The 12,435-nt window shown below is 71.3% G+C and carries 11 protein-coding genes and 1 pseudogene; 4 read left to right on the forward strand and 8 right to left on the reverse strand.

All coding sequences use genetic code 11. The features are described 5' to 3' along the window. Positions 1–209, forward strand: a pseudogene (locus VF825_RS00865) (enoyl-CoA hydratase); the annotation flags it as partial. Positions 210–260: 51 nt separating this feature from the next. On the opposite strand, the gene epsC reads toward VF825_RS00865, so the two are convergent. Then, positions 261–911 carry a serine O-acetyltransferase EpsC gene (gene epsC / locus VF825_RS00870; protein WP_414695733.1) on the reverse strand — a complete coding sequence of 217 codons (651 nt, stop codon included), beginning with the start codon at positions 909–911 and terminating at the stop codon, positions 261–263. A gap of 49 nt (positions 912–960) precedes the next feature. Then, entirely contained in the window at positions 961–1,887 is a 927-nt protein-coding gene (cysK, locus tag VF825_RS00875; protein WP_331109137.1) for a cysteine synthase A, read from the reverse strand. 190 nt (positions 1,888–2,077) lie between these two features. Between cysK and VF825_RS00880 the strand changes: the two genes are divergently transcribed. Beyond that, positions 2,078–4,366 (forward strand): (Fe-S)-binding protein, encoded by a 2,289-nt coding sequence (locus VF825_RS00880; RefSeq protein WP_331109139.1) that lies wholly within the window; start codon positions 2,078–2,080, stop codon positions 4,364–4,366. Between the two features lie 82 nt (positions 4,367–4,448). Here VF825_RS00880 and VF825_RS00885 read toward each other — a convergent pair whose 3' ends face one another. From VF825_RS00885 to VF825_RS00900, 4 genes are read right to left on the reverse strand one after another with little or no spacing between them, the layout of a single operon-like run. Then, complete coding sequence (locus tag VF825_RS00885) at positions 4,449–5,384, reverse strand: ABC transporter substrate-binding protein (protein WP_331109141.1); 936 nt, start codon at positions 5,382–5,384, stop codon at positions 4,449–4,451. A gap of 24 nt (positions 5,385–5,408) precedes the next feature. Continuing rightward, the gene (locus VF825_RS00890; protein ID WP_331109143.1) at positions 5,409–6,161 is read right to left on the reverse strand and encodes an ABC transporter permease; all 753 of its coding nucleotides are present in this window, start codon (positions 6,159–6,161) and stop codon (positions 5,409–5,411) included. After that, complete coding sequence (locus VF825_RS00895; protein ID WP_331109145.1) at positions 6,161–6,805, reverse strand: ABC transporter permease; 645 nt, start codon at positions 6,803–6,805, stop codon at positions 6,161–6,163. Before VF825_RS00895 ends, VF825_RS00890 begins: the two co-directional genes overlap by 1 nt. Further along, entirely contained in the window at positions 6,802–7,947 is a 1,146-nt protein-coding gene (locus tag VF825_RS00900; RefSeq protein ID WP_331109147.1) for an ABC transporter ATP-binding protein, read from the reverse strand. The genes VF825_RS00895 and VF825_RS00900 overlap by 4 nt, the downstream gene beginning before the upstream one ends. Before the next feature lie 49 nt (positions 7,948–7,996). On the opposite strand from VF825_RS00900, the gene VF825_RS00905 reads away from it, so the two are divergent. Then, a complete protein-coding gene (locus VF825_RS00905; protein WP_331109149.1) occupies positions 7,997–9,454 on the forward strand; it encodes an aromatic amino acid ammonia-lyase in 1,458 nt (485 codons plus the stop codon). A gap of 42 nt (positions 9,455–9,496) precedes the next feature. On the opposite strand, the gene VF825_RS00910 is transcribed toward VF825_RS00905, so the two are convergent. Then, entirely contained in the window at positions 9,497–10,165 is a 669-nt protein-coding gene (locus VF825_RS00910; RefSeq protein WP_331109151.1) for an alpha/beta hydrolase family protein, read from the reverse strand. Positions 10,166–10,311: 146 nt separating this feature from the next. Continuing rightward, positions 10,312–10,887: a dCTP deaminase gene (gene dcd / locus VF825_RS00915; protein WP_331109153.1), complete on the reverse strand. Its 576-nt coding sequence runs from the start codon at positions 10,885–10,887 to the stop codon at positions 10,312–10,314. A 292-nt stretch (positions 10,888–11,179) separates the two neighbouring features. Here dcd and VF825_RS00920 point away from each other — a divergent pair, with 292 nt between their 5' ends. Continuing rightward, on the forward strand, positions 11,180–12,385 hold the full coding sequence (locus tag VF825_RS00920; RefSeq protein WP_331109155.1) for an HNH endonuclease signature motif containing protein: 1,206 nt from the start codon (positions 11,180–11,182) through the stop codon (positions 12,383–12,385). Positions 12,386–12,435: the final 50 nt, after the last annotated feature.

Consider the following 12,435-nt stretch of genomic DNA (forward strand, 5'->3'; position numbering starts at 1 on the left):
CGCAGCAGCTGGCCCGGGAGCTGGCGGCGCTGCCGCAGACCTGCCTGCGCCACGATCGGCTCTCCACGCTGGAGCAGCACGGCATGGGCCTGGCCGAGGCGATGGCCAACGAGTGGGGGCACGGGCAGCTCGCCCTCACCGCCGACAGCCTCGCAGGCGCCCGTCGTTTCGCCCGCGGCGCCGGGCGCCACGGCGCCCCCGCCGACTGACCCGGGGACGCGAGGAGGTCGTCGCGCTCGGGCGACCCCGCCGCGTCGGGCTCAGATCCAGAGCGCCGGCTCGGCGAAGAGCGCCTCACGCGGGTCCTGGCCCGGTTCGGGGAAGCGCACGGTCGCCGGCACCCCGGTGGCGACCCCGCCCGCGGGCACGTCCTTGACCACGACCGAGTTGGCGCCGATCTGCACGTCGTCCCCGATCACGACCGGCCCGAGGACGCGGGCCCCGGCTCCGATGGTGACCCGGTTGCCGACGGTGGGGTGGCGCTTGACCTTCTGCAGCGAGCGCCCGCCCAGGGTGACCCCGTGGTAGAGCATGACGTCGTCGCCGACCTCGGCGGTCTCGCCGATGACCACGCCCATGCCGTGGTCGATGAAGAACCGGCGGCCGATGCGGGCGCCGGGGTGGATCTCGACCCCGGTCACCGCGCGGCTGACCTGGGACAGCAGGCGGGCCGGCAGCCGCCAGCCGGGCCGCTGCCACATGCGGTGCGCCAGGCGGTGCACCCAGATGGCGTGCAGGCCGGGCGAGGCCAGGGCCATCTCCAGCCGGGTGTCGACCGCGGGGTCGCGCGCCACGGCGGCGTCGAGGTCCTCGCGCACCGAGCGCCAGGCGGACAGGAGCGTGCTGCTGGCCGACCGGCCACGCGCGTTAGGGGGGATCGCTGCGTGGCCGGTCGGTGGAGCCTCAGTCAAGCGCAAGGCAGCCATCTCGCTCAGGCTTTCGTGAAAAGTTCAACGACCGTCAGTCCAGCAGGTCGGAGAAGAGGATGGTGGACAGGTAGCGCTCGCCGAAGCTCGGGATGATCACGACGATCGTCTTGCCGTCGCTCTCCGGGCGGGCGGCCACCTGGGCGGCCGCGGCGAGGGCGGCGCCGGAGGAGATGCCGACGAGCAGCCCCTCCTCCTTGGCGGCGCGCCGCGCCCACTCCACGGCGGTGTCGGCGTTGATGTCGATGACCTCGTCGTAGATCGAGGTGTCGAGGATCTCGGGCACGAAGTTGGCGCCGAGGCCCTGGATCTTGTGCGGGCCGGGCTGGCCGCCGTTGAGGATGGGCGACTCCTCCGGCTCCACGGCGATCATCTGCACGCCAGGCTTGCGCGCCTTGAGCACCTGCCCGACACCGGTGATCGTGCCGCCCGTGCCGATGCCCGAGACGACGATGTCGACCTTGCCGTCGGTGTCCTTCCAGATCTCCTCCGCCGTGGTCTGGCGGTGGATCTCCGGGTTGGCCTCGTTGGCGAACTGGCGGGCCAGGATCCCGCCGCGCTCGGCGGCGATCTCCTCGGCGCGGGTGACCGCACCCTTCATGCCCTCCGAGCCCGGGGTGAGCACCAGCTCGGCGCCGTAGGCGCGCAGCAGCGCGCGGCGCTCCTTGCTCATGGTCTCCGGCATGGTGAGCACGACGTTGTAGCCGCGGGCCGCACCGACCATGGCCAGCGCGATACCCGTGTTGCCGCTGGTGGCCTCGACGATCGTGCCTCCCGGCTTGAGCTCACCGGAGCGCTCGGCGGCGTCGACAATGGACACGCCGATGCGGTCCTTGACGCTGCTGGCGGGGTTGTAGAACTCGAGCTTGGCCGCGACTGTCGCCCCGGACTCGATCAGCCTGTTGATCCGGACCAGCGGGGTGTTGCCGACGAGGGACGTGACGTCGTCATGGATGGGCACGGGAGGACCGCCTTCGGGTCGAGGGTGTGCAGTCTTCAGGTCTCACTCGGCGACAACACACATCGCCTTATGGATGTTCCAACGAATTGTTATGGGGTCGCAAGTCCGGCGACCACCCCTTGGGCGACTCTGGTCACAACGGCTCCTCAGGTAGCGACGCCGGGGTTACTCGTCCGTAAACTTCGTCGCTATGTCAGCCCTGCAGATCGCCGCCCTCGTCATCTGCCTTGCGGTCACAGTCGTCGCGGTGGCGCTGTTCGCCAAGGCCATCGGCCGGTTCACCGCGGTGTTCCGGCTCGGCCAGCCCGACCCGACCCGCACCGACGACAAGGGCGCGCGCACGGCGACCCTGTTCCGGGAGTTCCTCGGCCACACGCGCATGTCGCGCCTGCCGGTGGTGGCCGCGGCGCACTGGTTCGTCATGGTGTCCTTCGGGCTGCTGTTCTTCACCCTGGTCACCGCCTACGGGCAGCTGTTCGACCAGACCTTCGCCCTGCCGCTGATCGGCCACCTCGCCCCGTTCGAGTGGCTGACCGAGGTCATCGGCTGGCTCTCCTTCGCCGGGATCCTCGCCCTCATCGCGATCCGCCAGAAGAACCACCCCCGCACCCTGGCCCGCAGGAGCCGTTTCTTCGGCTCCACCTTCTGGCAGGCCTACTTCGTCGAGCTGGTCATCCTCGGCGTCGTCATCTGCGTGCTGACCCTGCGCGGACTGGAGTACGCCCTCGGCAAGGCTGACGGCGAGTCCACCGCGACCGCGCTGCACTACCCGCTCACCTCCTTCATCGGCAACGCCTTCAGCGGTATGTCGACCGGCGGGCTCGAGGCCGCGATCGTCACCGTCGCTGCGGTCAAGATCCTCATCTCGATGGTCTGGATGATCACCATCTCGGTGCAGCCGACCATGGGTGTGGCCTGGCACCGCTTCCTGGCCTTCTTCAACATCTGGTTCAAGCGTCACGCCGACGGGCGCACCTCCCTCGGGGCGCTGCAGCCGCTGAAGGTCAAGGGCGAGACGGTCGACTTCGAGAACATCGAGGAGCTCGACGAGGACGCCGCGCTCGGCGTCGGCAAGGTCGAGGACTTCACCTGGAAGGGCCTGCTGGACTTCACCACCTGCACCGAGTGCGGCCGGTGCCAGAGCCAGTGCCCGGCGTGGAACACCGAGAAGCCGCTCTCCCCCAAGATGCTGGTCATGACGATGCGCGAGCACGCGCACGCCAAGGCGCCGTGGCTGCTGGCCGCCGAGGGCGACCGTGAGGGCCTGCCCGAGGAGACCAAGGCGGCGGCGGAGGTCGCGCTCGTCGGCGACACCGGCTACGACATCACCAGCCCGCTGACGGCCTACAACCCGCACGGCCCCGACGCCGTGATCGACCAGGACGTCCTGTGGTCCTGCACGACCTGCGGCGCCTGCGTGGAACAGTGCCCGGTCGACATCGAGCACGTCGACTCCATCGTCGACATGCGCCGCTACCAGGTGCTCATCGAGTCGGCGTTCCCCTCCGAGCTCGGCGGCCTGTTCAAGAACCTCGAGAACAAGCAGAACCCGTGGGGCATGAGCGCGCGGGCCCGCCTGGACTGGGCCAAGGACCTGCCGTTCGAGGTCAAGATCGCCGGGCAGGACGTCGAGGACCTCTCCGAGGTCGACTACCTGTTCTGGGTCGGCTGCGCCGGCGCCTACGAGGACCGCGCCAAGAAGACCACCCGCGCCGTGGCCGAGCTGCTGAACACCGCCGGGGTCTCCTTCGCGGTCCTGGGCGACGGCGAGACCTGCACCGGTGACCCGGCCCGCCGCGCCGGCAACGAGTTCCTCTTCCAGATGCTGGCCCAGGCCAACGTCGAGGTCCTCAACGAGGTCGGCGCCAAGAAGATCGTCGTCACCTGCGCCCACTGCTTCAACACGATCAAGAACGAGTACCCGCAGGTCGGCGGGCAGTACGAGGTCGTCCACCACACCCAGCTGCTCAACCGCCTCGTGCGCGAGAAGAAGCTGGTGCCGGTGTCCCGTCCGGCCGAGGCGGACACGGCCAACGTCGCCTCCACCGCCGAGTCGGTCACCTACCACGACCCCTGCTACCTCGGCCGCCACAACGGCGTCTACTCCCCGCCGCGCGAGCTCATCGGCGCCCTGCCCGGCGTCGAGCTGCGCGAGATGCCCCGCAACCAGGAGAAGTCCTTCTGCTGCGGCGCCGGTGGCGCCCGCATGTGGATGGAGGAGAAGCTCGGCACGCGGATCAACACCAACCGCACGACCGAGGCCCTGGACACCGGCGCCGACCGGATCGCGGTCGGCTGCCCGTTCTGCCGCGTCATGCTCTCCGACGGCCTGACCAGCAAGCAGTCCGAGGGCGAGGCCCGCGAGGACGTCGAGGTCGTCGACGTGGCGCAGATGCTTCTCGCTGCCGTCCGTCGCGGCGGTGAGCCCGAGACCGCCACGGCGACCGCCCCCGAGCCGGAGCCGGCGCCCACGGCCTGAGCCACCCGGCATACGCGAACGACAGAGGCCGCCCCCACCGATCGGTGGGGGCGGCCTCGTGCGTTGCCGGTGTGCGGGGCGGTCAGCCCAGGTTGTTCTTGGAGAGGAACTCCTTGGCGACGACCGCGGCGTCCTTCTTGTCGACCACGACCTCCTTGACGAGCTCACCGAGGGTGGCCGTGTCGAGCTTGGCCGAGACCGCGTTGAGCGCCGAGCTGATCGTGTCGGTGACCTTGGCCTTGGTGACCAGCGGGACGACGTTCTGCGCGGCGAACAGGTGCTTGGGGTCGTCGAGGATGACGAAGCCGTTGGCCGCGATGGACGGGTCCGTGGTGAACAGGTCGGCCGCGTCGACCTGGCCGTTCTTGAGCGCCTGCACGGTCAGCGGGCCGCCGGTGTCGAGGGCGCGGAAGGACTTGAAGTCCAGGTTGTAGAGCTTCTTCAGCCCGGGCACGCCGGTCGGGCGGGTCTTCCACTCCGGCGGGCCGCCGAGGGTGAGGTCCTTGGCGTGCGGCTGCAGGTCGGCGATGGACTTGAGGTGGTACTTGTTCGCCGTCTCCTTGGTGACCACGACCGCGTCCTTGTCCTCGGCCGTGGACTTGGCGAGCACCGTGAGCGTCGAGGGCAGCGCGGCCTGGAGCTCCTTGTAGACCCCGTCGGCGTCGGTGGCACTGGCGTTCTTGTTGAAGTACTGGGTGAGGACGCCGGTGTACTCCGGGATCAGGTCGATCGAGCCGTCCTTGAGGGCCGGGATGTAGACCTCGCGGCTGCCGATGTTGAGCTTCTTGGAGACCTTGACGCCCTTGGCCTCGAGCGCGCCGGCGTAGATCTCGGCGAGCAGCTGGTTCTCCGGGAAGTTCGCCGAGCCGACGACGATGCTGCCGCTCGCGGAGCTGCCCCCACCGCTGGCGGCGGTGTTGGTGGACAGCGGGTTGCCGTTGCTGCTGCTGCCACACGCGGCGACCGAGAGCATCGCTACCGAGGCGGTCAGTGCGAGGACGATCTTCGTGCGCTTCATCGGGTGTCTCTTTCTGGTTGGGGCCTACGCGGCCTCGTGGACAGCAGGATCGATCAGGGCGCTGCGGCTGTCATCCCCCACCGCAGCCTTGACGCGGAACCGCCCGGTGAGTCCGGGCGACACGGCATACCGCTGCGCCAGGGCGAAGGCCAGGTCGGCGAGCAGCGCGAGCGCAGCCACGAGGATCGCGCCCGAGGCGACCTTGCCGTAGTCCTGGATGGACAGCCCGTCGATGAGCAGGCGGCCCAGCCCACCGAGGCTGACGGTCGCGGCGATCGTGGCGGTCGCGATGACCTGCAGGGTCGCCGAGCGCATGCCGGAGAAGATCAGCGGCATGGCGCACGGCACCTCGACCTTGCGCAGCACCTGCCACCCGGTCATGCCCATGCCCCGGGCCGCGTCGCGGGCGGCGGGGTCGACCTCGTCCACCCCGGCGTAGGCGCCGGACAGGATCGGCGGGACCGCGAGCACCACCAGGACGATGATGCTCGGGACGAGGTAGGCGTTGTCGCCCTTGAGCCGCGGGGCGAGCAGCAGGGTCGCGACGAACAGCAGGCCCAGCGTGGGGATCGAGCGGATCGCGCCGGCGACGTTGACGATGAACAGCTTCCCGCGGCCGGTGTGGCCGATGTAGAGGCCGAGCGGGATCGCGATGAGCGAGGCGATCACCAGCGTGATCGCGGTGTACTCCAGGTGCTCCAGGGTGCGCTGCGGCACGCCGTCCTCGCCCTGCCAGTTGGCCGGGTCGGACAGCCAGGCCCAGATCGTGGTGAGCATCAGGCCCCCTGCCGCGCCCGCACCCACGGCGTGAGCAGCCGGGCGATGGCGACGATGACGAGGTCGAAGGCCAGCGCGAGCAGGATGCAGGCGATGAGGCCGACGATGATCGGGTCGTAGAAGAAGCGCTGGTAGCCGTCGAGGAACAGCTGCCCCAGCTGGGGTATGCCGAGCAGCGCGGCCACGCTGACGATGCTGACGTTGCTGACGGCGGCGACCCGCAGACCCGCCGCGATGACCGGGACCGCGAGCGGCAGCTCCACCGCGAAGAAGCGCCGGCCCCGGGTGTAGCCCATGGCCGTCGCCGCCTGGTTGACGTCGTCGGGCACGGCACCGAGGCCGTCGGCGACGGTGCGCACGAGCAGCGCCAGGGTGTAGATGGTCAGCGCGATGATGACGTTGACCGGGTCGAGGATCTGCGTCCCGACCAGCAGCGGCATGAGGACGAACAGCGACAGCGACGGGATCGTGTAGAGCAGTCCGGTGCCGATGATCAGCGGCGGGTAGAGGAAGCGGTAGCGGCGTGCCAGCCAGCCGAACGGCAGCGCCAGCGCCAGGCCGATGAGCAGCGGCACCCCCGCGAGGTAGATGTGGTGGACGGTCAGGTCCATCACCTCGCTGAAGTGGTCGCTCAGCCAGCTCACGACCGGAGCTCGCCTTCCCCGTCCACCCCGGCCGGCACGGCGGGCTCCGCCGCCGGGCGCTCGGTCTCCTCTATCGCGGTGAGCACCTCGTGTGCCCGCACCGTGCCGATCAGCGACCCGTCGTCGTCGACGAGGACGCCGCGGCGGCTCGGTGAGGACAGCGCGGCGTCGAGCGCGTGGCGCAGCGGGCCGTGGGCGCGGGCGAGGGTCCCGCCGCGGTGCAGCACCGGGGAGCTGATGTCCGCGGTCAGGTGCTGTGGCTCGACCCACCCCAGCGGGTGGCGGTCGTCGTCGATGACGAGCAGCCAGCCGTCGCTCGTGGCGGCGCGGGCCTCGGCGGGGGTCGCGCCGAGCCGGATGGTGGGCTCCTCGCGGACCGGCAGCGGCGGCGACTGCTGGAAGGTCAGCGCGCGGTAGCCGCGGTCCCGGCCCACGAAGTCGGCCACGAAGTCGTCGACCGGGTGCGCGAGCAGCCGTGCGGGCTCGGCCAGCTGGGCGAGGTGCCCGCCGACGCGCAGCACGGCGACCTGGTCGCCGAGCTTGATCGCCTCGTCGATGTCGTGGGTGACGAAGACGATGGTCTTGCCGAGCTCGTGCTGCAGGCGCAGGAACTCGTCCTGGAGCTGCTCGCGCACGATCGGGTCGACCGCACTGAACGGCTCGTCCATGAGCATCACCGGCGGGTCCGCGGCGAGGGCGCGCGCGACGCCGACGCGTTGCTGCTGGCCGCCGGAGAGCTGGGAGGGGTAGCGCTTGGCGAAGCTCGCCGGCAGGCCGACGCGCTCCATCAGCTCCAGGGCGGTGCTGCGGGCCTTGCGCCGGTCCCAGCCCAGCAGCAGCGGCACGGTGGCGACGTTGTCGACGATGGTGCGGTGCGGGAAGAGGCCGGCGTGCTGGATGACGTAGCCGATGCCCCGGCGCAGCTGGGCCTGGTCCATCGACGTCGTGTCCTGGTCGTCGATCCAGATCCGCCCGGAGGTGGGCTCGATCATCCGGTTGATCATCCGCAGGGACGTGGTCTTGCCGCAGCCGGACGGACCGACGAGCACGGTGATCCGACCCGTCGGCGCCTCGAAGCTCAGGTCGTCGACGGCGACGGTGCCGTCAGGGTACTTCTTGGAGACTCCGTCGAAGCGGATCATGGCGATCAACCTAACCGACAACGGGCCTACAAACGCAGGGACAGCAACCATGACAGCCACCAGCACCGACACGGTCGTGCTCGACGGTACCCGCCTCGACCTCGAGGCCATGAGACATGTCTCAGCCGGCGGTCGGCTCGAGGTGGCCGGGGACGGGCTGGAGGCCGTGGCCAGGACGGCGGCCCTGGCCGACCGGCTCGCCACCGAGCGCCCGCTCTACGGGCGGACCACCGGCGTCGGGGCCAACCGGGACCAGCCGGTCGAGGGCGAGCCGGAGTCGCATGGCGTGGCGATCCTGCGTTCCCACGCCGCCGGGTGGGGCGCCCCGCTGCCGGCCCCGATCGTGCGCGCAGCGCTGGGGATCCGGGCAAACCAGCTGTTGGCCGGGGGCTCCGGCGTCGAACCTGCCCTGCCGCTGGCCCTGGCGGAGATGGCCTCCGGCCCGGAGGAGGACCTGCCGGTGGTGCACCGCTACGGCGCCCTGGGCACGAGCGACCTGACCGCCCTGGCGGAGGTGGGCCTGACGCTGCTGGGCGAACGCCCCCGCGCCGGCGGCCACCGGCACCGGAGCCTGGCCGTGCGCTCCATCGACGCGCTGCCCCTGATGTCGAGCCACGCGTTCACCCTGGCCGAGGCGGCGCTGGGCTGCCATGCGCTGCAACGGATCTCGCGGGCCGCGCTGACCGTCAGCGCGCTGACGTGGGTCGCGCTCAACGGCAACCTCGAGGCCGTCGGTCCGGCGGTGCGGACGGTGACCCCGTTCCCCGGCGCGGCCGAGGTGGCCCGGGTGATGAGCGACCTGCTGGAGCCGCAGCACCTCGAACCGAGGCACATCCAGGACTTCTTCGGGCTGCGCACCTGGCCCCAGGTGCACGGCCCGTTGCTCGACAGCCTTCACTCGCTCCAGCGGGTCATCGAGTCCTCGGTCAACACCGCCTCGGAGAACCCCGTCTTCCTGGCCGCGGACGGCCTGGCGGCGCACCACGGCGCCTTCCACGCGGCATACGTCGCGCTCGGGCTGGACACCGCGCTGCTGGCGCTGACCCGGTCGGCGAAGGCCGGCCAGTCGCGGATCAGCCACCTGCTCACCGACCCGGCCGCGTGGCTGCCGCGGTTCCTGGCCGACCCCACCGACGGGGCGTCGGGACTGCTCATCGCGGAGTATGCCGCGGGGTCGGCGCTCGCGGTCATCCGCGGGCAGGCGTCCACGCCGGCGAGTGTCCAGACGATCAGCGTGTCGGCGGGGGTGGAGGACGACGCGAGCTTCTCGACGACCGCCGCGGTCCGGATGGGTGCGGTGGTCGACTCCTACCGGCACCTGGTGGCCGTGGAGCTGGTCTGCGCGGTGCGGGCGCTGCGGATGCGTGGCATCGAGCCCCAGGGGCGGCTCGCCGAGGCACTCGAGGCCTGCACCGGGCTGCCCACGGCCCTGGCCGACCGCGACCTGGCGCCCGACTTCGCGCTCGCCGAGGAGCTGCTGGAAGACCTGGTGCCGCTGGCGGACTGACTCGCCGGCGGACCGACTCGGTGGCTGACAGAGCCGCGGGGGTCAGGACGCGGCGTCGTCGCGGGTGTCGACGACGGCCGACGGCGCGGCGCCGACCAGGCTGCTGCAGGTGAAGTCGGCGACGAGGTCGTGCCACGCCGAGGCGTTGCGCAGCATGGCGTGCCGCTCGCCGAGGCGGTGGACGAGGGTGACGTCGACGCCCTCGGCCTTGAGCCGGTTGGCGAAGTTGGCGGTCGCGCGGTGGGAGGTCATCCGGTCGGCGGTGCCGTGGACGAAGAGGACCTGCCGGCCGTGGAGCTGCTCGGAGGGGTCGCCCTGCTCGATCCACGGGGCGAGCCCGACAACCGTGGTGACGCTGTCGTGACCCGCGGCGTAGATCGCGCTGCGACCACCCATCGAGTGGCCGACGAGGGCGACCGGCAGGTCACCGAGGCGCGCCCGCAGCTGGTCGAGGGCCCACTCGGTGTCGGCCACCGGGGGGAGGCCGGGGGCGTTCCAGCCCCGCACGGCATACCGCAGGCGGGCGACGGCGATCCGGCCGTCGCCGACCTCGGCGATCCGCCGGGCGAAGGGGAGCATGCGCAGCGCGGCGAGGTTCCACGGGTGGACGGGGCGACCGCTGCGCTGCTGGCCCCCGTGCAGCACGAGCGCGCCGGCCTGCGGGCCGTCGCCGGCGACGTCGAGCGTCAGCGTCGGGGTGGGTGAAGCCACGTCTGGTCAAACCTCCGGTCCGGGCCGGATGTTCCGGCCTCTCCATGGTGAGGTTCGGAGCCGTGGCGACGCGGGATGTCCGGCCTGTGAATCCCCTGTGGATCCAGGAGATCCGTGGGGACCGTGGGGCGGTGGTGGCTCCTGCGTCAGACGTCGGTGCGGTGGAAGTTCTGGAAGGACCGGCTGGCCGTGGGACCGCGCTGGCCCTGGTAACGGGAGCCGTAGGCCTGGCTGCCGTACGGCTTCTCCGCCGGGCTGGTCAGCCGGAAGAAGCACATCTGGCCGATCTTCATGCCCGGCCAGAGCTTGATCGGCAGCGTGGCGACGTTGGACAGCTCGAGCGTGACGTGGCCGGTGAAGCCGGGGTCGATGAAGCCGGCCGTGGAGTGGGTGAGCAGGCCGAGCCGCCCCAGCGAGGACTTGCCCTCCAGCCGCGCCGCGATGTCGTCGGGCAGGGTCACCTGTTCGTAGGTCGAGCCGAGGACGAACTCCCCGGGGTGGAGGATGAACGGCTCGTCCTCCTCGACCTCCACCAGCCGGGTCAGGTCGGGCTGGTCCGTGGCGGGGTCGATGAACGGGTACTTGTGGTTGTCGAACAGCCGGAAGAACTTGTCGAGGCGCACGTCGATGCTCGACGGCTGGATCATGGCCACGTCGTAGGGGTCGAGCACGACCCGTCCGTCGTCCACCTGGGCCCTGATGTCACGGTCGGAGAGCAGCACGCGCCACACGCTAGCGCGTCCGGTCCGCCCCGGTACGCCGTGTGCGCAGGTCGGGCGCCGGCCGAGAGCCAGTCTGGCGCGGGTCGCGAGCCGGTCGGGCGCAGGTCGGGCGCCGGTGGCGCGGCCGGTGGAGGCGCCGCCCCCTCCCGGAGGATCCGGGAAGGTGGGGCACGGACGTCACTCAGGGTGACGGCATACATCACCCTGTCGGCCACGAATTTCTTTTTCCGGCAACGGTTTTCGAGGCTGTTTGAGCGGTCGGGCTGTCAGTGGTGGCGGCTAGGTTCAGGTCATGGAGGGGACCACCGCAACCGAGTGCCGCGAGGCGGTGCGCGCCGCGGCCGCGCACCTGGCGCAGCTGCGATCGGTGCTCTTCCAGGTGCCCTGCACCGAGCTGGGTGCGCTGGCGGGCGAGCTCGACGAGCTGTCCCGTCAGGCCGATGCGACCGCGGTGGCCACGGTCGTCGAGACCGACACCCGCGGCGTGGTGGCGCAGTCGGCCGCAGCCAACACCCCCGACTGGCTGATGAGCCACATGCCCGGCCTTGCTCCGGCGGAGGCGACCCGGATGGCGCGGGTGGCCACCGCCTGCCGCGACCCCCGCAACCGGCCGCTCGCGGACGCGGTGCTGGACGGCCGGGTCGGCAACCGCAACGCGGCGGTGGCGTTGACCGAGATCGACAAGCTCCGCCCGCGGCTGGCCCATGGAGCCGAGGAGCAGGTGGTGGGGTGGTTCACCGAGGTGGCGGCCGACGGCTTCCCGAAGCACCTGCGCGAGCTGCGCCGCCGGATCCTGGCGGTGCACGGGCACGAGGACGCGTTCCAGCGCGAGGAGGACCTGCTCAAGCGGGGGTGCTCGCTGAGCAAGGCCGTGCACGACGACGGGATGAGCGACTACCACCTGCGCCTCGACCCCGAGGCCGCCGCCGTGCTCGACGCGGCGATCGACCCCCTGTCGGCGCCCCAGCCCTCCGACAAAGGCGGCCCCGACCTGCGCTCACCCGGTCAGCGGCGGGCCGACGCCCTGGTCGAGGTCTGCCGGCGGGCCGCCGCGGCCGGAGGGGCAGCGCCCAAGACGACGAAGTCCCAGGTCATCGTGACGATGGATCTCGAGTCGCTGCGCGCGGGGCTGGGCCACGGGACCACGCTCACCGGGGAGATGCTCGCCCCCGAGACGGTGCGCAAGATGGCGTGCGACGCGACCATCCTGCCGATGGTGCTCGGCCGTGACGGCGGCGTCCTCGACGTGGGCCGCTTCGAGCGGCTGGTGACCCCGCGGCTGCTGGCGGCGCTGTGGGCGAGGGATGCCGGGTGCACCTTCCCCGGATGCACCCGGCCCGCTCCATGGTGCCACGCGCACCACGTGCGTCACTGGGTCAACGGTGGATCCACCGACCTGACCAACCTCGCCCTGACCTTCCCCCGAAAAGCTGGAGGCCCTGATGCTTGGTCTGAGGGCCGAGCGGAAGGGAGGCCACCATGCCTCGATCGCCCCTGAAGTACCCGCTGGAGGTGCGCCAACGTGCCGTGGAGATGGTCCTGTCCACG

The organism is Oryzihumus sp., from assembly GCF_036391795.1.
Classification (GTDB): Bacteria; Actinomycetota; Actinomycetes; order Actinomycetales; family Dermatophilaceae; genus Oryzihumus.

Excerpts from the sequence above, each read along its gene's own strand:
- VF825_RS00880 (WP_331109139.1), top strand. The coding sequence starts at position 2,078 with ATGTCAGCCCTGCAGATCGCCGCCCTCGTCATCTGCCTTGCGGTCACA.
- VF825_RS00885 (WP_331109141.1), bottom strand. The coding sequence starts at position 5,384 with ATGAAGCGCACGAAGATCGTCCTCGCACTGACCGCCTCGGTAGCGATG.
- VF825_RS00890 (WP_331109143.1), bottom strand. The coding sequence starts at position 6,161 with ATGCTCACCACGATCTGGGCCTGGCTGTCCGACCCGGCCAACTGGCAG.
- VF825_RS00900 (WP_331109147.1), bottom strand. The coding sequence starts at position 7,947 with ATGATCCGCTTCGACGGAGTCTCCAAGAAGTACCCTGACGGCACCGTC.
- VF825_RS00905 (WP_331109149.1), top strand. The coding sequence starts at position 7,997 with ATGACAGCCACCAGCACCGACACGGTCGTGCTCGACGGTACCCGCCTC.
- VF825_RS00920 (WP_331109155.1), top strand. The coding sequence starts at position 11,180 with ATGGAGGGGACCACCGCAACCGAGTGCCGCGAGGCGGTGCGCGCCGCG.